Below are 20,129 nucleotides of genomic sequence, written 5' to 3'. Positions count from 1 at the left end.
TTGGCCGTCACCAGCGCACCCGGATTGCGGACACCTCGTGCAAATTTTCTGAACATGGACTGGCGCGCGTCACACTGGTCGCGCCACCGCGTTGGATAGCGCACACAGGCCGAGAGCGTAGGCCGCTGCCTGACGGCAAGCACATGGCGATTGGGCCTATGATGGCGAAAAGCACGCGATCCCCGGATCGCCTCCCCAAGCTGCCTCGGACCGGCTCGCCGGCGAACATCGTGTTCAAGCCCCACGCTCCGCTTCACGCCCTGCCCCACGCGCTGTGGTGGCAGCCGGGCGTCTATGGCAGCGGGCCCGCCGTGTTGCTGTGGATCGTGGCGCGGCTGCCGGCAGACGCGCTGGCCACCGTCTTCGGCACGCCGCTGGCCCCCGCACTGTTCAACCATGCTGGGGATACCGTCTTCGTCACCGGCTGGATCGCCAGCGCACTCTGGCTGTGGTTCACGCGCAAGCGGCCGGCCCTTCCGCCGCAGCAAGACGCCGTCCCGACGGTGCCCGACACCACCCAACCGCACACGCAAACCCGGCAAATGTAAGGATTCGCTTAAGATGGCGGCTGTTCTTCACCGTCATTTAAAAGTGTAATGTCCGTCACAATTGCCACCGCCAATGACCTCTCCAAAGCCACCCGACGACGCGCGATCCTCGCCGCGACCATCGGAAACGGCCTGGAATGGTTCGATTTCACCGTCTACAGCTTCTTCGCGGTCATCATCGCCAAGCTGTTCTTTCCCACCGGCGACGACCTCACCTCGTTCCTGCTGACCGTGGCCACCTTCGGGGTGGGCTTCTTCATGCGGCCCGTGGGCGCCATCGTGCTCGGCGTCTACGCCGACCGCGTCGGCCGCAAGGCGGCGCTGACGCTGACCATCCTGCTGATGGCGCTCGGCACGGCCATCATCGGCCTGGCGCCCACCTACGACAGCATCGGCCTGTGGGCCCCGGCGCTGATCGTGGTGGCGCGGCTGATCCAGGGCTTCTCGGCCGGCGGCGAAGTTGGCGGCGCCACCGCGTTCCTGATCGAACATGCGCCGGACGAGGAGCGCGGCGCCTATGCCAGCTGGCAGCAGGCCAGCCAGGGCATCTCCTTCATGCTCGGCGCGGCGATGGGCGCGCTGGTGACCAACGGCCTGAGCCCCGAGCAGATCGATGCCTGGGGCTGGCGCATCCCGTTCCTGTTCGGGCTGCTGATCGGGCCCGTGGGCATGTACATCCGCTCGCATCTGGAAGAGCCGCCCGAGTTCGAGGCGCGCCAGGCCGAGCGTCGCGCGAACAATGTGAAGTTTTCGCCGCTCTCGCAGGTGCTGCGCGACCACCCGCGCGAAGTGCTGGCCGGCCTGGGCGTGACCATCCTCTGGACGGTCTGTACCTACGTGCTGGTGTTCTACATGCCGTCGTACGCCAAGCAGCAGCTGGGCCTGCCGCTGGGCGCGACGTTCCAGTCCACCGCCATCTGCGGCGCCATCATTCTGGTGCTGTGCCCGCTGATGGGCATGCTGTCCGACCGCGTCGGCCGCAAGCGCATGCTGACGGTGGTGGCGGTGGCCATCGGCGCACTGGCCTACCCGCTGTTCCACTGGCTCAACGTCTCGCCGACCACGGCCACGCTGCTGCAGGTGCAGATCGTGCTGGGCATCCTGCTGGCCGCGTTCACCGGCCCGGCCCCGGCCGTGCTGGCCGAGCAGTTCCCGACCGAGGTACGCTCCACCGGCCTCTCGCTGGCGTATAACTTCGCCGTGACGATCTTCGGCGGCTTCGCCCCGCTGATCGTGACGTGGCTGATCACGTCGACGCAAAACAAGCTTGCGCCGGCCTACTACGTGATGGCCGCCGCGCTGATCAGCATCGTGGCGCTGGTGTTCATGCACGACCGCACCGGCAAGCGGCTCGCCTGAGCGCGCGGCAGGATCGCAGGAAGGCAGAAGGCCAACCCTCGGGTTGGCCTTTTTTGTGTTCGCTTTACATGTCCGATTCCGGCTTCCGCAAATCCGCTGGCGCGGGCATGATCCCACCCAAAGCGCCAGCGCGCGCCGTCCATCCCATCAGGAGCTTCCACGCATGACATCGCCAGAGACCGCCTCGCAGCCCCGGGTACGCTGCAGCTGGTGCGGGACGATCGAGGATTACTGCCACTACCACGACCACGAATGGGGCTTTCCGGTCGATGACGACCGGCGCCTGTTCGAGAAACTGTGCCTGGAAGGCTTCCAGTCCGGGCTGAGCTGGCTGACGATCCTGCGCAAACGTGAGAATTTTCGCAAGGCGTTCGCCAATTTCGAGATCGACAAGGTTGCCCGGTTTACGGCGCGCGACGTGGAGCGGCTGCTGGGCGATGCCGGCATCATCCGCCATCGGGGCAAGATCGAGGCCGCCATCCACAACGCCCGCTGCGCGCAGGATCTGCTGAAGACCGAACCCTCGCTGGCCGCCTATTTCTGGAAATTCGAGCCGGACCCGAAGTCGCGGCCCCGCAAGGTCACGCCGGAGGTGCTGCGCGAGATGACGACGTCGCCGGAGTCCGTGGCGCTCTCGAAGGATCTGAAGAAGCGCGGCTGGAAGTTCGTCGGCCCGACCACGATGTATGCGCTGATGCAGGCCATGGGCCTGGTCAACGATCATCACGAGGGCTGCGCCACCCGCGCCGAGGTGCTGAAGGCCCGCAAGGCTTTCAAGGTGCCACGCTGATGCTCGCCTGAAGGCTGGCTGGAGGCCAATCCATCCACAGCGCCTTTCTGTTTCGGCAACGGTGCGTATACGTATACAGATATTGTTTACGTATACATAAATAGTAGTAGTAGGTAAACGTCGCCCCTGACCGTTGATAACCCGGTTTTTCCCTTTCCCGTCAGGGGCTTGGGAAAAAGACAAGCCTATGGGCGGCGCACCGCGTATACGTGGACAACCGCCCCGCGCCCGGTTTCATCGCCCGCCACGCCCCCGAGATATCCGTATACCGCCCACACGCGGCCCCCAGGCAGGCCACAGGCAATCCATGTGGTTGTCCCCAAGGCAGGGCGAAGATGTCCACAGGGCCCGTGCATGGGGGCGAGGATCGGGGCACACTGGCGGTTCGCTGCCGAAGGAGCCCCCACGATGGATGCCACCACCCTCTTTCTCTACCTGATTGCGGTTGCCGCAGTGATGGTCACGCCCGGCCCGACCATGCTGCTCGCGCTGAGCAACGGCGCCACGCGGGGCATGCGGGTGGCCGCCTGCGGCATTGCCGGCGCGGCGCTGGCCGACCTGCTCCTGATCGGCGCGGTGGGCTGCGGGCTGGGCGCGCTGCTGCTGGCGTCCGAGCAGTGGTTCACCGTCATCAAGTGGATCGGCGCTGCCTACCTGCTCTACCTGGCGTGGGGAATGTGGCGTGCGCCGACGCAGGCGCTGGTGGCTACCTCCGGCGCGGCCTCGGCCAGCGGCCGGGCGGCGTTCTTCCGGGCGCTGTTCGTGGCGCTCTCCAACCCCAAGACGCTGCTGTTTACCTCGGCCTTCGTGCCGCAGTTCGTCCACGCGGACAAGCCGGTGGCGCTGCAATACACGATCCTGGCAGTCGTCGCCGCGCTGATGGACATCCTGATGATGTCGATCTACGCGTACGGCGGGCGCCACGCCATGCGCACGCTGTCAGCGCGCGCCGTGCAGTGGATCAACCGTAGCTGCGCCGGCATGCTCGCCTTTCTAGCGGTCGGCCTGAGCCTCTACCGCCGCAGCGACCTGCGCTGAGTCGGGAGCCGGGGCCGGCACCGGGTCCACGTGGGTCATCACGTTGAGCACATCGTCGCGCAGCATGGCGCGGCGGCGCGCTTCGGCGGCGATGGCGTGGCCGCGTTCCACGGTCAGGTCGGCGCGGATCTCCAGGTGCACGTCGACCAGCACCATATCGCCCATCTTGCGCGTCTTGAGGTCGTGCAGGCCGAGCACCCCCGGGGTGTCGAGCATGGCGGCGCGCAGGGCCGCCACCACGTCGTCATCGGCGGCGCGGTCCATCAGGTCGCTCAGGGCCGTCCAGCCGAACTGCAGCCCCATGCGCGCCACCATCAGCCCGACGATGATGGCCGCCACGGGGTCCAGGATGTGATAGCCCAGCAGGTTCCCGCCGATGCCAAGCGCCACCACCAGCGACGACGCCGCATCGGACCGCGCATGCCAGGCATTGGCCACCAGCATGCTCGAGCGCACGCGCTCCGCCACGCGGAGCATGTAGCGGAACAGCAGTTCCTTGAAGATCAGCGTGCCAATCGCCACCCATAGCGCAACCGCCTTCACCGGCTGCAGCGCTTCGGGATGCTGGATCTTGCCGATGGCCGACCACAGCATGCCAGCCCCCACCGCCAGCAGGATCACCCCCAGCGCCAGCGACGCCGCCGTCTCGAAGCGCTGATGCCCGTACGGATGGTCGTCATCCGGGTCCTTGCTGCCGTGATGCCCGGCGAACAGGACCAGGAAATCGGAAACCAGATCGGAAAGGGAGTGGATGGCATCCGCCACCAGCGCCTGGGAACCCGCCACCACGCCGATCACACCCTGCGCGATGGTCAGCACGACATTGACGGCCACGCTGACAAAGGTACTGCGCCGGCCGGCCTGGGCGCGGGCGGCGGGGTCGGTGCGATCGGGGGAGTCCTTGCCGAGGGTGTTCACGGGATTTGTGTGGAGTTCCAGGGATTGATGACGGTCAGCCCGGCGGCCTCGAAGGGGGCGGTATCGCGTGTTGCGACAATGTAGCCCCGGGAGGCGGCAATCGCACCGATATAGCCATCGGGCGTGGGGAATCCCTTCCCCGCCAGCCGCGCCTTCACGGCCAGTTCGGCATAGTGCCGGGCAGCACCGGTATCGAACATCAACACGCGATCGCCGAACAGCGCGAGCAAGCCGTCGAGGGTTTCGGACAAACCGTGCTTGCGCCGGCCTTCCGGCAAGGCGCCGATCCCGAACAGCAGTTCGGCGAGCGTGACACTGGACAGGTACAGCGTTTCCGCAACCTGCGCGTTCAGCCAAGCGCGCACGGCCGGATTGGGCTCCGGCTTCATCGCCTCGGAGACGACGTTGGTATCGAGGACGATCATTCGAACTTCATCGGCTCCGCCGGCGCTTTGTCACGCTGTGTGTCGAACACCGCGAAATCGTCGTTTGTCAGGCCCGCGCGCTGGCCCAGCGCGGCCAGGGCGTCACCCATCCGCACACGCTGCTCGGATTTCACCGCGCGCTCCAGAATCTCGCGGACCTCAGCCTCGGTGCTGCGGCCATGCTCGGCAGCCCGCATGCGCAGGGCGCGATGCACCTCATCGGGCACATTTCTCACGGTCAGCATCGGCATAGGCACCCCTTAAAAACTGCATTCAATGCATGCAATTATAGAAAGGTGACAGCATGGGGGCAAGGCGGCATTAAAAACGCCGCCCCCAAAGCAAAACAACGCACTACATCTCTCGACGTAGTGCGTTGTTTTACAAGAGAAATCCTGGTGGACCGAAGGAGGATCGAACTCCCGACCTCTGCATTGCGAACGCAGCGCTCTCCCAGCTGAGCTATCGGCCCGTGACGCACGATTCTAACCGAACTCCGCGCGGGGCATCAATTGCGTCCGCCCAACACTGCACATCGGCGAGAGCGCCTCAGGGCCTCAGGCCACCATGCCCGGGTTGCCGTCCATGCCGCGCACGGTGGGCAGGTTCAGCGGCCGGGCGCTGACTTCCTTGTTTGACCGCAGCCATTGGGCCATGACGTCCCACACCGGGGGGCCGCCGGTCTGGCGGGCTTCCTCGGCCACCGGGGCCCAGCCGGCTACCTTGTAGGTCTTGCTGGCGTCGAGCGGGCGGCCGGCCAGCCGCATGTCGCTGATGCGCCGGCCCATGGGCTGGGTCGGGTCGATGGTGTACTGCAGCCCGCCCACGCGCACCATGTCGCCGCCCTGCTGGTAGTACGGGTCCGGGTTGAACAGGTTGTCCGCCACGTCTTCGAGCACGGTCTTGATGGTCTCGCCGGTCATCGCCGTCACCGTGGTGTACGGGTAGGTGATGGCGGTCTGGTCCATCAGCGCCTCCATGGTGATCGGCTCGCCCGGCACCAGCGTGGTGCCCCAGCGGAAGCCCGGGGAGAAGGCGATTTCGGCGTCCTGCACCGCCATCAGGCCGTCCAGGATCAATTGGTCGAAGGTGCCGTTGAAGTTGCCGCGCCGGTACAGCAGGCCACGGTTCACGGCCAGGACCTCGCCAAGCTTGGCTTCGTAGGGGGCGCGGACCTTGCGGATCAGCGCATCCATGTCCGGGTCGGCGGGGAGGAAATTGGCGAAGACCGGCAGCAACTTGTATCGGAAATCGACGACTTTGCCGTTCCGCACATCGAAATCCAGCACCCCCAGGAACTTGCCGTTCGAGCCGGCATTGGTGACCAGCGTGGTCCCGCCCGGGTTCTTCACCGGCACCGGTGCCGGCACGCCGTCGTGGGTGTGGCCGCCTAGTATTGCGTCCAGTCCGCGTACGCGCGAGGCCAGCTTCAGGTCCACATCCATGCCGTTGTGCGACAGCACCACCACCACCTGGGCGCCCTTCCCGCGCACATCGTCAATCACCTGTTGCAGGCCTTCCTCCTGGATGCCGAAGGTCCAGTCGGGCACGAGGTAGCGCGGATTGGCGATGGGCGTGTACGGGAAGGCCTGGCCGATGATGGCCACCGGCACGCCGTTCATGTGCCGGATCACATACGGATCGAACACCGGATCGCCGAAATCGTTGGTCTTCACGTTCTGCGCGAGGAAGGACACGCGGTCCTTGAAGTCCTTGCCGACGATTTCCTTCACGCGGTCCGCGCCGAGCGTCATCTCCCAGTGCGGCGTCATGACATCCACGCCGAGTTGCAGCGCGGCATCGACCATGTCCTGGCCCTGGGTCCACAGCGCGGTGGCCGAGCCCTGCCAGGTGTCGCCGCCGTCCAGCAGCAGCGCGCCGGGCCGGCTGGCGCGCAGGCGCTTGACCAGCGTGGCGAGGTGGGCAAACCCGCCGACCTTGCCGTAGCGGCGCGCCGCCTCGGTGAAGTCGAGCGAAGTGAACGCGTACGCGGCGGGTGTGCCCGGGCGGATGCCGTACTGGCGCAGGAACGCCTCGCCCACCAGGTGCGGCGGCTTGCCCGCCCACGGCCCCACGCCCAGATTCACGCTCGGCTCGCGGAAGTGCACGGGCCGCAGCTGGGCGTGGCAATCGGTGAAATGCAGCAGGTGGACGTTGCCGTGGCGCGGCACATCGTAGAACTGCTGGGCGGCGCGCGCGGCCTGGGCCTCGCCGGAGGGCAAGGCCATGCCGCCCGCGCCGGCCACGGCCAGCACCTGCAGGAATTCGCGTCGATTCATGCCCGGAGCCGCGCGGGCTTACTGGTTGACCGGCGATGCCGGGTCCAGCAGCAGCGCCATCACATCGCGGATCTGTTGCTCGGTCAGGATGCCCTTGTGGCCAAAACGCGGCATGTTGGAACAGGCGCTGTAGGCGTTGGAGTCCCAGATCTTGCCCCAGGTGTACTTGACCACCTCCGGCGAATTGCCGCGCAGCTTGCCGTACTGGTACAGCGACGGGCCGATATTGCCGAAGGAGATCTCGGCCTTGGTCATCTGGTGGCAGGCGTAGCAGTTGCCGCCGTTCACGCCGCCCACCGGGTCGGTGAACTGCATGCCACGGCCGTTCTGGGCGATCTTCTCGCCTTCCTTCCAGTCGCCGATCCAGTTGCTGTCGGCCGGATACTTCACCTGCTTCAGCTCGGCCGCTTCCACCTTCTTGGCCACGGCGGCCGGTACGCGCGTGCGGTCAGGGTACTGGCTGCACGCCTTCTGGGCGCCGTCCTGGTTGATCACGCCTTCCACGGTGGCCGGGCCCTTCGAGGTGAAGGAGGCCTCGATCATCTGGCGCACGTCGGCGTCGGTGACCTTGGCGGTGGGGGCCGTGGTGGCGGATTTGGTAGCGCGGGCGGGCTTGGCGGTGTCCTGGGCCAGGGCCGACAGGCTGAACGTGGCCATGGCGGCCAGGACCAGGGTGGCGACGGCAGTCAGCGCCATCGATTGGTATCGCATCATCGTGTGCTCTCCGTGCCTCAGCGCTTCATGTTGGGACCGTCGTACGTGCCGCCGTTGGCGTTTTTCGCCAGGAACATCGACAGGGCGGTGATCACGTCGGAGCCATAGGCGGGCTCGGGGAAGCGCTGCTGGCGCAGGCAGTCGTAGATCCGATGCTGCATGGTGCGGACCTCGCCCTGCGAGACGCGGTACGCCGGCCACGTGGTGTATGCGGCCTGGGCGCCCTTAGGCTCCAGCAGGTTCGGCAGGTCCTGGAGGCGGATGCGCTGGCCGTCCACGGCGTGGCAGGTGGCGCAGGCGAAGTCATAGGCGCCGCCCCGGTAGAAGAACATCTTCTGGCCGAGCGCGTAGACGCGCTTTTCCTCGGGGTGCGTGAGTTGCACGTTCATCTTCACGCCGCGCGACTCGCCGGTCAGGTAAGACGCCAGCCGCTCGATGTCGGACGGCTTGCCCGATGCCGAGAACGGCTGCTTCGTTGCTTCTTCCTGGGTCAGGCCCTGCAGCGTCACCCGGCACCAGGCCAGGCGCTGCTCTAGGTCCATCACCTTGTTGGTGTCCTTGAAGTAGCGCGGGAGTTCAGCGTAGGCACCCTTGGTCACGCCCGGGCCCTTGCCCAGGTCGCACTGTTCGAGCGAGGCGTTCTTCGGCCCGGCCGGCTTCTTCCACAGTTCCTCGCCAGCGGCTTCCCAGAGTTCAGCGGGATTGCCTTCGGCCAGCATCTGGCGATACTTGGCGATTTCCTCGGCGGTGCTGCCCTGGGCTTGCGCCAGCGAGGCCAGGCCGGCCAGCGAGGCGGCGGCGATAGCGGCGGCGGTCAGCGCCACGGTGCCGCGCAGGCGGCGACGGGTATTGCGCATTGGGGGCTTCTCCTCGCGATGGCACCGCCGGGTCAGCCCCTCATCGAGGCTGGGCGGTGCATCACTGTTCTATTGCACTGGACTTCGGCATCCGGCCAGCTTGGCTCCTGGCCGGATGTCAGGCACTGCGATCAGGGCTTCAGGTACGCGTAGCCTTCGTCAAACTGCAGGCGGGCGATCTCCACCACGCCGGCCTGCACGATCTTGGCGTCCATCAGCAGGCTTTGCTCGGAAATCCGGCGCGCGGTCAGCGTGTTACGGCAGACGCGGAACTCCACGCCCGACGACCCCAGCGCGCCCACGGCGGCCTCGAAGGTGTTGCCGCGCGAATCCTTGGCGCCTTCCACGAGGAAGTCCACGCCGTAGCCGAACGCCACCACCACGATCTTGGTGTCCGGCGCCGCGTTCAGGTGGTTGCGCAGGTTGGCCATGGCGCGCACGGCCTGGTCGATGCCCTCGGACAACTGGTACACCACCTTGACCCGCCCGCCCTTGCCTGCCTTGGCGCCCGTTCCTGCCGGGGCCGGGGCCTGCTGTGCCGCCGCCCTGGCCGAGAGGCCGATGGCGGCCAGCGCCGCCGTGGCCCGAATGAATGCTCGCCGCATGCTGCTTCCTCGCTTCGCCCGCTCAGGCGATGGTGGCCTCGTCGGTGCGCTTGTCGCCCCGGTTGTCGACCCAGGTCACGGTGACCTTGTCACCCTTGGCGCCGCCCTTGAACTTGAAGTTCAGGAACGGGTCCTTCGACACGGCGGGGCCAAACTGGGCGTTGAACACCTCGCGCCCCTTGTACGTGGCGATCACGGTCTGGATGTGCCAGGCCGGAATCGTCTTGCCGGCCGCATCCTTGCGCTGGCCGGTTTCCATGTCGTGCTTCATCAGAATCTTTACGTCTACGACGCCGCCGTTCTCGGTGGCGCGGACGCGCATCGGGTCTGCCATCTGGCTCTCCTGCTCGGGGTGGTTCGGGGTGGCTTGGGATAAATCGGGGAAATCGGTGCGATGGGGGCGCGGGCGTCAGCCGCCGCAGCCGCCCAGCGTGACCTTGATTTCCTTCGATGCCACGTACCACTTGCCGCCAGCCTTGACCGCCGCATGCACGACGGACGTCTGGCCCATCTTCACGCGCGTGGAGACGAACGGCTCGGTGCCGGCCGGGATGGTGAAATCGGCCGCCAGCGTATTCGGATTCTTCTCAACCAGGATGGCGATCTGCTCGGTGTCCGGCAGCGTGCTGGTCACGGCCACGGGCACCACGGCACCGTTCTCGGCGATATCCGGCGCGTTGAAGGTGATGGCGCCGCTCTTCTCGGTGCCGCTGCCGCCCAGCGCCTTGATCACATCGGCCACGCTCTTGCCGTCGAAAGCCGTCTTGTTCCACTCCGCGGCCTGCGCCTCGCTGATCAGGCCCGTGGCCGCCATCAGCGAGAGCACCGCGGAAACCCGCAAAACTTCTCGTCGTTTTTGATTCATCGTCTGTCCCGTACTTGCTTGCTGCCGACCCCGGTACTCGCACTGCCCGCCGCTTCCGGGCCTGCCGGAAACAGCACGGGCCGCCGGCGCTGCCGGGCGGCCCGCGATACCAGATGGGGCTTACTTGGCCGGCGAACCGGCCAGGATCCACTCCACTACCGTCTTGATATCGGCGTCGCTGACACCGGCATTCGCCGGCATCGGCACCGGGCCCCAGACGCCCGAACCGCCGCTCTTCACCTTGGCCGACAACTTGGCCAGGGCACCCTTGTCACCCTTGTACTTGGCGGCCACTTCCTTGTAGGCCGGGCCCACCAGCTTCTTGTCTACCTGATGGCAGCCCATGCAGGCGTTCTTGTTGGCAATTTCCTGCGCCTTGGCGGCGTCCACGGCGTGCGCCGAGGCAGCGGCCGCGAACAGCGCGGCGGCGATGACAAACTGCTTCATATCGTGTTGCTCCAAACGGATTGAGCCGTGGGGACGGCAAATGGCCGCGCTTGATCGGTCGGGCCGCGCGGCACGCTCGGCCGCCGTTGGGGCGATGCCTCTGCGGGCGGGTGCGGCCAGTCCGCTATTTTGCCTCAATAATCCCTCGGCCTACGGATGCGGCAGTGATAAGGGTATGCACAAAACCACGGCAAATCGCTGTCGAATCAAGGGTTAACCCTCGCGCAGCCACCGGGTTCAGCGCCGTGCCAGCCGCCGCCCGGCCCCGAGCCGCCCGCCAAACACGTTGAGCAGCAGGCCGCCCATGACCACCAGCGCGCCGAGCCATTGCGCCAGCGACAGGTCCTCGCCCAGCAGCGCATGGGCCGAGATCAGCCCCACCACCGGCACCAGCAGCGTCAGCGGCGCCACCTTGCTGGCCGGATAGCGCGTGAGCAGGCGGCCCCACATGGTGTAGCCGAACAGCGTGGCCGCGAAGGACAGGTAGCAGATCGCCAGCACGCTCATCATCGGAATCTGGCCGAGCGCCGCCGTGATCCGCGCCGGCCCTTCGAACCAGTACGAGAGCAGCGCGAACGGCACGATCGGCACCAGCCCGCCCCAGACCACCAGCCCGAGCAGGTCCACGGGGCCGATCTTCTTGCTGACGATATTGCCCGAGGCCCAGCAGAACGCCGCGCACAGCGTCAGCGCGAAGCCGGCCACACTCATGCCGCCCGGCCCGTGCGCCGCCCCGCTGCCGATCAGCGCCAGCCCGCCTGCCGCAATCGCCATGCCGGCGATGTTGTGCCAGCGCACCGGCTCGCCAAGCCACATCCCGGCAATCGCCACGGTAAAGAACACCTGCGACTGCAAGACCAGCGAGGCCAGCCCGGCCGGCATGCCCACCGCCATTGCATAGAACAGAAAGGCGAACTGGCCGAGGCTGATGAACCCGCCATAGGCCAGCAGCATGCGCAGCGGAATGCGCGGGCGCGGGATGAAGAAGACGGCCGGGAACGCCACCAGGGCGAAGCGCAGCGTGCCCAGCAGCATCGGCGGTACGCCGGCGAGGCCCACCTTGATGACGACGAAGTTGACACCCCACACCACGATGATGGCGAGGGCAAGAAGGCGGTCTTTGGCTTGCATGGTCGGGTTCGGGGGGCGGCATGTCACGAAGGCGCAACACACCGGAACCCGCTAGCCTACCAGCACCTCGCCCAGCATGTCGGACCAGATGCTGCGCGCCCAGGCCCACGCGTAGCGCCCTTCGAGCGCGTTCGGGGCTGTGGATAACCCGCCGGCGCCGGGCACCGTGACCATCGTCCGCTCGGCCGGGTCGTAGCGATGGACACTGGCGATGTGGATGGCTTCGTCGGCGGACGTGAAGCTGTAGCAGGTGTTTGTATACAGCGGGGTCGGGTCCGGCGCCTGTCCGGCCAGCAGCTGGAGGATGGCGGCGGCGGCCACCTTGCCGTGCTGGTTGGCCATGGTGCCGGACTTTGGCATCAGCGGCGCGATCTGCACGGCATCGCCCAGCACATGGATTTCGGGCGCCACGCGCGAGGCCATGGTCAGAAAATCGACCTCGCACCAGCGGCCATTGGCCGTGGCGAGCCCGGTGGACACCGCGATGGCGCCGGCGCGCTGTGGCGGGATCAGGTTGACCACGTCGGCGCGCTCGTCGTCCTGGACTTCGAACTTGAGGGTGCGCGTGACGGGGTCCACGTCCACGGTCTCGTGCTGGGGCCGATAGTCGATCATGCCCCGGTAGCGGGTCTCCCAGACCTGGCGGAACAGCGCGCCCTTGGAGGTGATGTCCGGATTGGCGTCGAAAATCAGCACCTTGCTGCGCGGCTTGTGCGCGCGCAGGTAGTCCGCCACAAGGCAGGCGCGCTCGTATGGCCCGGGCGGGCAGCGGTACGGGGCGAGCGGAATGGTGATGGCGAAGGTGCCGCCGTCGCGCATCGCCGCCAACTGTCGGAACAGGGCGTCGGTCTGCGGGCCGGCCTTCCAGGCGTGCAGGATCTGGTCGCCGCCGGGCTGCGCCAGGCCGGGGATCGCGCTGGACTGCATCTCCACGCCCGGCGACAGCACGAGGCGGTCGTAACGCAGCGTGGCACCTCCCGCCAGCCGCACGGTGCGCGCGGTGGGGTCGATCGAAAGCGCCGTATCGTGCACATGACGCACGCCATGCCGGCGCACCAGCGCGTCATAGGGGAGTGTGATGTCGGCCATCGCACGCTGGCCGCCCACCACGAGATTCGAGAGCGGGCAGGAGACGAACGCCGCGTCGGGTTCGACCAGCGTCACGTCCACGGCGCCCCGGCTCCAGTGGCGCAGGTAGCGCGCGGCGGTGGCCCCGCCAAAGCCGCCGCCGATGACCACCACCCGGGCCGGCGCGGCGGCGCGTGCCTGGCGCGGGGTCAGCATGCCCAGCGCGGCGGCCCCCATGAGGCCGCCCAGCGCTCCCAATCTTCCCAAAGCGGCGCGTCTGCGCATGCGGGTCTTCTTATTTTTGATCGGCGAACCAGGACGCGATGGCGAGGATCTCCGTATCGCTGTACCCCTTGGCGATCTGCGGCATCACGGTGCCGGGTCGCTTGCCGTTCTTGTAGTTGAGCATCAATTCGACGATTTCTGCACTTGGGCGGCCGGCGAGTCCCGGCACGGGACTATCGGCCGGCGCGCGGCCGTCGGGACCATGGCAGGCCGCGCACGAGGCGGCCTGGTTGCGTGCCTGCTGCATGCGCGCCGACTGCGCTTCCACGGTGGTGCGCGCCTCGCTGGCCGGGCCGGACGTGCCGGTTTGTGCCAGCGCCGCCCCCATCGTGGCGATGGCCGCCAGCGCCACCCATCCGCCAATCCAGAAGGCCAGCCGTGCGGTGGACATCTTGTGGCGAAGGGGCGGGGGCGCGCGCATGGTTCAGTTCCTGGGCGGGATTATCGCAAGACTACGGCAGGTTGCGGCCCGGCGGCAGCGCCGTCGGGGAGGACACCGGCGCCGTGACCGGCGCGGTACTGACGGTGCCGGCCGGCGCATCGGAGGTCACCGGCGCGTTCGGCGCGGTGCCGGGCACGGTCTGCACCGGCGCCGGCGAGCCCACGGGCTGGCTGCCCGCATCCGGATTCTGCGAGCTGGCAGCGGCGTCCAGGCGGGCGCGCTCGGCCTCGCTCACGTAGTCGAACGCCTTGACCACCTTCTGCACGCCGCTGGCGTTGCGGGCCACGTCGGTGGCGCGGTCGCCCTCGGCCGCCGTGACTACGCCCATCAGGTAGACCACGCTTTTGTCGGTGGTCACCTTGATCGAATTGGCCGGCACGCCCTCAGCCGTCACCAGGAAGGTCTTGACCTTGCTGGTCAGGTAGGCGTCGTTGCTGCGGGTCATGAAGCCCGGTGTGGACACCACCTCGAGTTCGTTGATCACCTCGCGCGCATTCGGCAGGCTCTTCACATACTGCTCCACCTGCTGCTTGGTGTTGGCGTTGTTGGCCTCGCCCACCAGCAGCACCTTGCGGTTGAACACGGCGGCGTCCACGCGGGCCTGGCCGCTGTACTTGGCGTCGAGCGTGTTGTCGATCTCGAGCTGCAGGCCACGGTCGATGGCCTGGGTGCCGGTGGGACGGCGGTCCGTGGCCATGACCACGCCCGTGCCGACCGCGCCGGCCAGCACCGGGAAGCAGCCGGCGAGTTGCGTGGCCGACACCAGCAGTGCGGCCACGGTGATGGCCGTGCGCGCCACGCGCGCCGGAGTGGTCTTCTGGGTCATTGCGGTCGTTACGTTAGTCATGCGGTCCTTGGCTGGATACGGAATGATGCGGAAATATGACGAAACCGGCGCGGCGCTGTGGATGACTCTGTGGATGACGCCGCAATTCCTGTGAACAACTTGGGCAAATCCTGTGGATAAGGTGGGATAACCTCCCCGCTTCCTATCCCCTATGCCCTATGCCTCGCCCAGCAGCGCCTCGTCGATCCCGTCGCAGAGGCAATGCAGCGTCAGCAGGTGCACTTCCTGGATGCGCGGGGTACGGTCGCTCGGCGCGCACAGGTGGATGTCGAACTCGTCCAGCAGCGTGGCAATCTTGCCGCCGCCCTTGCCGGTCAGCGCCACCACGCTCATGTCGCGCTGGCGCGCCGCCTGGATGGCCGCGATCACATTCGCCGAATTGCCGGAGGTGGAGAGCGCCAGCAGGATGTCGCCGGGCTGGCCCAGCGCCTCTATCTGCTTGGAGAACACCACCGTGAAATCGTAGTCGTTGCCGATGGCGGTCAGGATGGAGCTGTCCGTGGTCAGCGCAATCGCCGCCAGCCCGGGCCGCTCGCGCTCGAAGCGGCCGATCAGTTCGGCGGCGAAGTGCTGGGCGTCGGCAGCGGACCCGCCATTGCCGCAGACGAGGATCTTGTTGCCACTGGTCAGCGCGGCCACCATGCGCTCCACCGCCGCGTCGATATGCGGTGCCATCAGCGTGGCGGCCTGCCGCTTGGTGTCGGCGCTGTCCAGGAAATGCTGTTCGATACTTTCAATACTCATGGCTCTTTGACTTCTGCCCAATCCCGCGCATTATGACGCAGCCCAGGACGCGCCATCGTCACGTCCGGCATTTTGGTCGAATGCGTTCGGCAACCAGGCCAGGCGCCCGGGCTCCAGCGCCACCACGTCGAAGCGGCACGGCGGCGTGTGGTCCAGCGTGCCGAGGTAGTGTTCGGCCGCCCGCAGCAGGCGGCGCTGCTTGGCCGGCGTGACGCTGGCCGCCGCGCCGCCAAAGGCGCGGCCGCTGCGCTGCCTGACCTCAACGAACGCCAGCGTGCCATCGGCGGCGCGCATCACGAGGTCGATCTCGCCGCCTTTGCAGCGATAATTGCGCACCACCAGCGCCAGCCCCTGCCTGAGCAGATAGGCCAGCGCGCGATCCTCGGCCTCGGCGCCGCGCGCGGTCGTGGTGGTTTTGAATGAGCGAATCAACGGAAGTTCTCAAGCATGAGTGACTGGACCTCGCTGGCTTCGGGCCAGACCTACCCGCCCGGCACGCTGTACGTGGTGGCCACGCCCATCGGCAACGTGGCGGACCTGTCCCTGCGCGCGCTGCATGTGCTCGGGCTGGCCGACGCCATCGCCTGCGAAGACACCCGCAACACCGGCCAGCTGCTGTCCCGGGTGGGCCTGCAGCGCCCGCTGGTGGCCGTGCACGAGCACAACGAGCGCGAGGCCGCGGTAAAGATCGTCGCCCGGCTGGCTGCCGGCGAGCGCATTGCCTATGTGTCCGATGCGGGCACGCCCGGCATCTCCGACCCCGGCGCACGGCTGGTGGAGGCGGTGCGCGCGGCCGGCCTGCGCGTGGTGCCGCTGCCGGGGCCGAGCGCGGCCGTCACCGCGCTGTCCGTGGCCGGCGACATGCTCGAAGCCGGCGAAGGCCGCTTTACCTTCATCGGTTTCCTGCCCGGCAAGCCCAAGGCCCGCGCCGACGCCATCGCGCAGCTGGCCGCCCTGGACCACGCCTGGGTGGTCTACGAGGCGCCGCACCGCATCGCCGACACCTTGGCGGCACTGGCGGCCGCCCTGCCCGGCACGCGCCGGCTGTTGGTAGGCCGCGAGCTGACCAAGCTGTTCGAGGAAACCCCGGTGCTGACCGTGGCCGAGGCGCCGGCGTGGCTGGCCGCCGAGGCGTCGCGCGGCAAGGGCGAGTTCGTACTGGTGGTGGAAGGCGCGGGGCGCGCCGAAGGGGCCGATGCCGATGCGCCCGATGCCGAGGCCCAGCGCGTGCTGAAGCTGCTGGTGGCCGAGCTGCCCGCCAAGCGCGCCGCCAAGCTGGCTGCGGCGATCACCGGGGCGAAGACCGATGCGCTGTACCGGCTGGCACTGGCGCAGCGCGCCGCCGAGAGTGACGCGGGTGACGGCGGCGACAGCGAGGAATGAGAAAAGTCTGAGAGGGAGAGGGGGAAGCGGGCTGGCGGTGGAACGGGAGTCGATCACGCCAGGCCGCATCGGGGTGCCTACCGGGGCTTGCGCTTCGTGGTCGCCTTGACCGTGCGCGCCTTGGCCTTGGACTTGACCGGGACCAGCGCGTTGGCAGTCTCGGGCAGGTCGTCGGCGCCGCTGCCGTCGCCGGCTTCGTTGCCGCCCGCCTCGAGCTGCGGACCCAGCGCCGCCACTTCCGTGCGCGACAGCCGGCGGATTTCCACCTGCGTAGCACCACGTTCGACGAAATTCAGCCGCTTGGCCGCCGCGTAGGACAGGTCAAGCACCCGGCCACCGTGGTAGGGGCCGCGGTCATTGATCCGTACCACCGCCACCTTGTCGTTGCGCAGGTTGCGCACCAGCACCCAGCTATCGAGCGGCAGCGACGGGTGCGCGGCAGTCATCGCGCGCATGTCGAAGCGTTCGCCATTGGCGGTCTTGCGGCCATGGAATCCCTTGCCGTACCAGGACGCCGTGCCGCGCTGCTCGAAGGTGCCCAGATCCGGACGCAGGCCGTCCAGCGACGACTGCGCCGGCGCGTTGTCATCCTTGCCCCAGCCGAACAGATCCCAGTTGCCGCGCTCGTCCGGGCGGGCGCCGGACTTGTCGAGCCTCGCCTTGGCGGCGCGCGTCGGCACCGCACCGGTGGCATCGGCGGTCTGCTGGGAGTCGCTCTCCGGCGGCGTCGCGCAAGCGGCCATCACCAGCGCCGATACGAGGATCGCGCAGTGACGCAGCCAGCGGCTGGAAGCCGGGTTGGCAGGGTTGGCGTTAGCGCTCGCACGCGGGATCGCGCGTGCGCGACCTAACCCCGGGCGAGATACGGGCAAATTGAACATGGGCGCAGTCTAACATCGGTGTCCGAGCGCTACATCCTTGATTTTGTTACGAAATTTAATCAAGTGGCTTTGAAGATCGGCACGAATCCCCGCAATCCGAAGCCTGACAAGGGATTGCGCCGAATATGACAAGTGCATTTATGCGTGTCTTAAAATTCACTTTCAGAGTCGTCTCATCCGGTCTGACACCCGTTTGAGACGGGGGGCCATGGGCCGACGTTACAATGACCGCCTCGGCCAGACCGTGCCGTGGCGCACACGACAAAGCGCCCGCATCGACCCATGAAAGTCCTCCTGATTCCCGTTACCCCGTTCCAGCAAAACTGCTCTCTGCTGATCGACGAGACCACTGGCCGTGCCGCCGTGTGCGACCCCGGCGGCGACCTCGACCGCATCCTGGCCGCCGTGGCAGAGCAAGGCGTGACGCTGGAGAAGATCTTCCTGACGCACGGGCATGTCGACCATTGCGCCGGCGCGGCGGCGCTCGCGCGCCAGCTTGGCATCCCCATCGAGGGGCCGCACCAGGACGAGCGGTTCTGGATCGAGCAGCTGCCCGACCAGACGCGCCGCTTCGGTTTCGGCCACGCCGAGGCGTTCGAGCCAGACCGCTGGCTGGAAAACGGCGACACCGTGACCTTCGGCGGCGAGACCCTGGAGGTCTACCACTGCCCCGGCCACACGCCGGGCCACGTGGTGTTCTTCTCGCGCGCCAATCAGCTGGCGATCGTCGGCGATGTGCTGTTCGCCGGCTCGATCGGCCGCACCGATTTCCCGCGCGGCAACCACGCCGACCTGATCCGCTCGATCCGCACCCGGCTGTGGCCGCTGGGCGAGGACGTGACTTTCGTGCCCGGCCATGGCCCGGTGTCCACTTTCGGCGAGGAACGCCGCAACAATCCCTACGTGGCCGATCATCTGATCGACGCGGCCTGAGCCGCCGGTTTCCCCTCCCCGATGGCGAAAAAGCAGGCACCCGATACCCGTCCCGAGATCTACGTCAGTACCGACGTGGAGGCCGACGGGCCGATCCCGGGCCCGCATTCCATGCTCTCGTTCGCCTCGGCGGCGATGCTGGCCGACAAGACCGTGCTCGGCACCTTCTCCGCCAACCTGGAAACCCTGCCCGGCGCCGCCGGCCATCCGGTTCAGATGCAGTGGTGGAAGACCCAGCCCGAGGCCTGGGCGGCGTGCCGGCGCGAGCTCGAGCGCCCCGAGGACGTGATGCCGCGCTACGTGGAATGGGTGGAGAGCCTGCCGGGCAAGCCGGTGTTCATCGCCTTTCCGGCCGGTTTCGATTTCACCTGGGTGTTCTGGTACATGATGCGGTACGCCGGCCGCTCGCCCTTCGGCTGGGCGGCGCTGGACATCAAGACGCTCGGCTTCGCGCTGACCGGCCGGCCGTATCGCAGGTCGGTCAAGCCGGCCTTCCCGGCCCACTGGCATGACCCCTTGCCGCACACCCACATCGCGCTGGATGATGCCCTCGAGCAGGGCGCCCTGTTCTGCAACATGCTGGCCGAACTGCGCGCGCGGGAAGCAACGCTGGCGGCGGTCGCTTCGTCAAATTCCTCTAGCAGCAAGGATTCTGGCGATAGCGATAGCTCACATCCCGACACCAGCCGCTGAACTGGGTACGCCCCGGCGGCCGCAGGAAACGACGCGCTTCCCGTGGCATTTGCCTATAGTAGAAGTGGCTGTTGAAGCGGTGCCCGACGCCCGAGGAGGTGTGCCATGCGATTCCATCCCGATCTCCATTTCAAGGACCTGAGCGGCAGGCTGCACTGGCCACACCGCACGCACGCGCGCACATCCCCCATCACCCGCCAGCATTCGCCGAGCGAGGATGCGGAAATCGCCAAGGCAACGGTCTATGTCAGCACGGTCACGCTGGTGACGCTACTGGTGGTGCTCGCCGCCATCGCTTTCGGTCAGGAGGCACTGCACTGGCTGGGTGTTTGATTACGACGACTCGCCTGACGCGAATCGCCTGTCTGACCGGCCGGCCTCCCCTTGCGGGAGGCCGGTTCTATTTCGGGCCCCGGAGGGGCGCTGGCGGTCAGCCCAGCAGGGCTGACACGGCCTCTGGCGGGCGGCCGATGGCGGCCTGGCGGTTGCGGACCACCACCGGGCGTTGCAGCAGGATCGGGTTGTCGGCCACGGCCGCCAGTAGCTCGGCGTCGGTCAGGCCGGGGTCGGCCAGATCGAGTTCCTTGTAGACATCCTCGTTGCTGCGCAGCATCTCGCGCACCGGCACGCCCAGCATCGTATGGAGCTGGCGCAGTATGGCCAGCGTGGGCGGCTGCTTCAGGTACTCCACCACCTCAACCGGCTCGCCCAGACGCTGCGCCGCCGACTCGACCAGCGCGAGAGTCTCGCGCGACTTCGAGCAACGGGGGTTGTGGTAGATCGTGATCATGGTGGCGTCCTCCGGATAAATATCCCCGCACTATATACAAGCGCACGCGGGCGGGACGCGGTAAGGTACGGAATGTGCTTCGCACAA

General features: G+C 67.4%; 26 protein-coding genes and 1 tRNA gene. 8 read left to right on the top strand and 19 right to left on the bottom strand.

The window, feature by feature from the left end:
* The first annotated feature begins 272 nt into the window (after positions 1 to 272).
* The 4 genes from AB4120_RS18150 to AB4120_RS18135 all read left to right on the top strand — a co-directional run bounded on the left by AB4120_RS18150 (position 273) and on the right by AB4120_RS18135 (position 3,735).
* The gene (locus AB4120_RS18150) at positions 273 to 548 is read left to right on the top strand and encodes a hypothetical protein (protein ID WP_392388521.1); all 276 of its coding nucleotides are present in this window, start codon (positions 273 to 275) and stop codon (positions 546 to 548) included.
* Positions 549 to 596: 48 nt separating this feature from the next.
* Positions 597 to 1,907: an MFS transporter gene (locus tag AB4120_RS18145; protein WP_149137142.1), complete on the top strand. Its 1,311-nt coding sequence runs from the start codon at positions 597 to 599 to the stop codon at positions 1,905 to 1,907.
* A gap of 163 nt (positions 1,908 to 2,070) precedes the next feature.
* Positions 2,071 to 2,697 carry a DNA-3-methyladenine glycosylase I gene (locus AB4120_RS18140; protein ID WP_149137141.1) on the top strand — a complete coding sequence of 209 codons (627 nt, stop codon included), beginning with the start codon at positions 2,071 to 2,073 and terminating at the stop codon, positions 2,695 to 2,697.
* Between the two features lie 408 nt (positions 2,698 to 3,105).
* Entirely contained in the window at positions 3,106 to 3,735 is a 630-nt protein-coding gene (locus AB4120_RS18135) for a LysE family translocator (protein WP_149137140.1), read from the top strand.
* On the opposite strand, the gene AB4120_RS18130 is transcribed toward AB4120_RS18135, so the two are convergent.
* From AB4120_RS18130 to AB4120_RS18050, 17 genes are all read right to left on the bottom strand, one after another.
* A complete protein-coding gene (locus AB4120_RS18130; RefSeq protein WP_187645101.1) occupies positions 3,691 to 4,653 on the bottom strand; it encodes a cation diffusion facilitator family transporter in 963 nt (320 codons plus the stop codon). The two genes, AB4120_RS18135 and AB4120_RS18130, sit on opposite strands and share 45 nt — an antisense overlap.
* A complete protein-coding gene (locus tag AB4120_RS18125; protein WP_149137139.1) occupies positions 4,650 to 5,078 on the bottom strand; it encodes a type II toxin-antitoxin system VapC family toxin in 429 nt (142 codons plus the stop codon). Before AB4120_RS18125 ends, AB4120_RS18130 begins: the two co-directional genes overlap by 4 nt.
* Positions 5,075 to 5,329 carry a FitA-like ribbon-helix-helix domain-containing protein gene (locus AB4120_RS18120; protein ID WP_144202032.1) on the bottom strand — a complete coding sequence of 85 codons (255 nt, stop codon included), beginning with the start codon at positions 5,327 to 5,329 and terminating at the stop codon, positions 5,075 to 5,077. The genes AB4120_RS18125 and AB4120_RS18120 overlap by 4 nt, the downstream gene beginning before the upstream one ends.
* Positions 5,330 to 5,474: 145 nt before the next feature.
* Positions 5,475 to 5,550, bottom strand: a tRNA-Ala gene (locus AB4120_RS18115).
* An 85-nt stretch (positions 5,551 to 5,635) separates the two neighbouring features.
* On the bottom strand, positions 5,636 to 7,357 hold the full coding sequence (gene soxB / locus AB4120_RS18110; protein WP_441642665.1) for a thiosulfohydrolase SoxB: 1,722 nt from the start codon (positions 7,355 to 7,357) through the stop codon (positions 5,636 to 5,638).
* An 18-nt stretch (positions 7,358 to 7,375) separates the two neighbouring features.
* Positions 7,376 to 8,071, bottom strand: coding sequence for a sulfur oxidation c-type cytochrome SoxX (soxX, locus tag AB4120_RS18105; RefSeq protein WP_149137138.1), 696 nt, complete (start codon positions 8,069 to 8,071; stop codon positions 7,376 to 7,378).
* Positions 8,072 to 8,088: 17 nt separating this feature from the next.
* A complete protein-coding gene (gene soxA, locus AB4120_RS18100; RefSeq protein WP_149137137.1) occupies positions 8,089 to 8,928 on the bottom strand; it encodes a sulfur oxidation c-type cytochrome SoxA in 840 nt (279 codons plus the stop codon).
* A 131-nt stretch (positions 8,929 to 9,059) separates the two neighbouring features.
* Entirely contained in the window at positions 9,060 to 9,533 is a 474-nt protein-coding gene (locus tag AB4120_RS18095) for a DsrE family protein (RefSeq protein ID WP_144202061.1), read from the bottom strand.
* A gap of 22 nt (positions 9,534 to 9,555) precedes the next feature.
* Positions 9,556 to 9,867 (bottom strand): thiosulfate oxidation carrier complex protein SoxZ, encoded by a 312-nt coding sequence (gene soxZ, locus AB4120_RS18090; protein ID WP_092300146.1) that lies wholly within the window; start codon positions 9,865 to 9,867, stop codon positions 9,556 to 9,558.
* Between the two features lie 75 nt (positions 9,868 to 9,942).
* On the bottom strand, positions 9,943 to 10,398 hold the full coding sequence (gene soxY, locus AB4120_RS18085; RefSeq protein ID WP_144202063.1) for a thiosulfate oxidation carrier protein SoxY: 456 nt from the start codon (positions 10,396 to 10,398) through the stop codon (positions 9,943 to 9,945).
* A 120-nt stretch (positions 10,399 to 10,518) separates the two neighbouring features.
* Positions 10,519 to 10,845: a c-type cytochrome gene (locus AB4120_RS18080; RefSeq protein ID WP_149137136.1), complete on the bottom strand. Its 327-nt coding sequence runs from the start codon at positions 10,843 to 10,845 to the stop codon at positions 10,519 to 10,521.
* Positions 10,846 to 11,082: 237 nt separating this feature from the next.
* A complete protein-coding gene (locus tag AB4120_RS18075) occupies positions 11,083 to 11,976 on the bottom strand; it encodes an EamA family transporter (protein ID WP_149137135.1) in 894 nt (297 codons plus the stop codon).
* A gap of 51 nt (positions 11,977 to 12,027) precedes the next feature.
* Positions 12,028 to 13,329: an NAD(P)/FAD-dependent oxidoreductase gene (locus tag AB4120_RS18070; RefSeq protein WP_149137134.1), complete on the bottom strand. Its 1,302-nt coding sequence runs from the start codon at positions 13,327 to 13,329 to the stop codon at positions 12,028 to 12,030.
* A gap of 10 nt (positions 13,330 to 13,339) precedes the next feature.
* The gene (locus AB4120_RS18065) at positions 13,340 to 13,750 is read right to left on the bottom strand and encodes a c-type cytochrome (protein WP_262389519.1); all 411 of its coding nucleotides are present in this window, start codon (positions 13,748 to 13,750) and stop codon (positions 13,340 to 13,342) included.
* Between the two features lie 31 nt (positions 13,751 to 13,781).
* Entirely contained in the window at positions 13,782 to 14,618 is an 837-nt protein-coding gene (locus AB4120_RS18060) for a BON domain-containing protein (protein WP_149137133.1), read from the bottom strand.
* 156 nt (positions 14,619 to 14,774) lie between these two features.
* On the bottom strand, positions 14,775 to 15,362 hold the full coding sequence (locus tag AB4120_RS18055) for a phosphoheptose isomerase (protein WP_149137132.1): 588 nt from the start codon (positions 15,360 to 15,362) through the stop codon (positions 14,775 to 14,777).
* 30 nt (positions 15,363 to 15,392) lie between these two features.
* Positions 15,393 to 15,794: a YraN family protein gene (locus tag AB4120_RS18050; RefSeq protein WP_149137131.1), complete on the bottom strand. Its 402-nt coding sequence runs from the start codon at positions 15,792 to 15,794 to the stop codon at positions 15,393 to 15,395.
* 15 nt (positions 15,795 to 15,809) lie between these two features.
* Between AB4120_RS18050 and rsmI the strand changes: the two genes are divergently transcribed.
* Positions 15,810 to 16,745, top strand: coding sequence for a 16S rRNA (cytidine(1402)-2'-O)-methyltransferase (gene rsmI / locus AB4120_RS18045; RefSeq protein WP_149137130.1), 936 nt, complete (start codon positions 15,810 to 15,812; stop codon positions 16,743 to 16,745).
* 77 nt (positions 16,746 to 16,822) lie between these two features.
* On the opposite strand, the gene AB4120_RS18040 is transcribed toward rsmI, so the two are convergent.
* Positions 16,823 to 17,626 carry a septal ring lytic transglycosylase RlpA family protein gene (locus AB4120_RS18040; RefSeq protein ID WP_222944703.1) on the bottom strand — a complete coding sequence of 268 codons (804 nt, stop codon included), beginning with the start codon at positions 17,624 to 17,626 and terminating at the stop codon, positions 16,823 to 16,825.
* Between the two features lie 282 nt (positions 17,627 to 17,908).
* Here AB4120_RS18040 and AB4120_RS18035 point away from each other — a divergent pair, with 282 nt between their 5' ends.
* The 3 genes from AB4120_RS18035 to AB4120_RS18025 all read left to right on the top strand — a co-directional run bounded on the left by AB4120_RS18035 (position 17,909) and on the right by AB4120_RS18025 (position 19,585).
* Positions 17,909 to 18,559, top strand: coding sequence for an MBL fold metallo-hydrolase (locus AB4120_RS18035; protein ID WP_149137129.1), 651 nt, complete (start codon positions 17,909 to 17,911; stop codon positions 18,557 to 18,559).
* A 21-nt stretch (positions 18,560 to 18,580) separates the two neighbouring features.
* Complete coding sequence (locus AB4120_RS18030; protein WP_441642664.1) at positions 18,581 to 19,252, top strand: exonuclease; 672 nt, start codon at positions 18,581 to 18,583, stop codon at positions 19,250 to 19,252.
* A 105-nt stretch (positions 19,253 to 19,357) separates the two neighbouring features.
* Positions 19,358 to 19,585 carry a hypothetical protein gene (locus tag AB4120_RS18025; protein ID WP_149137127.1) on the top strand — a complete coding sequence of 76 codons (228 nt, stop codon included), beginning with the start codon at positions 19,358 to 19,360 and terminating at the stop codon, positions 19,583 to 19,585.
* A gap of 97 nt (positions 19,586 to 19,682) precedes the next feature.
* Here the strand turns inward: AB4120_RS18025 and arsC are convergent, their stop codons facing one another.
* Positions 19,683 to 20,042: an arsenate reductase (glutaredoxin) gene (gene arsC, locus AB4120_RS18020; RefSeq protein WP_149137126.1), complete on the bottom strand. Its 360-nt coding sequence runs from the start codon at positions 20,040 to 20,042 to the stop codon at positions 19,683 to 19,685.
* Positions 20,043 to 20,129 lie beyond the last annotated feature (87 nt).

It is taken from the genome of Cupriavidus sp. 2KB_3 (assembly GCF_052115685.1).
Taxonomy (GTDB): Bacteria; Pseudomonadota; Gammaproteobacteria; order Burkholderiales; family Burkholderiaceae; genus Cupriavidus; species Cupriavidus campinensis.
Note: the sequence above shows the minus strand (reverse complement) of the source record. Positions and strands in the feature narration are given on the sequence as shown.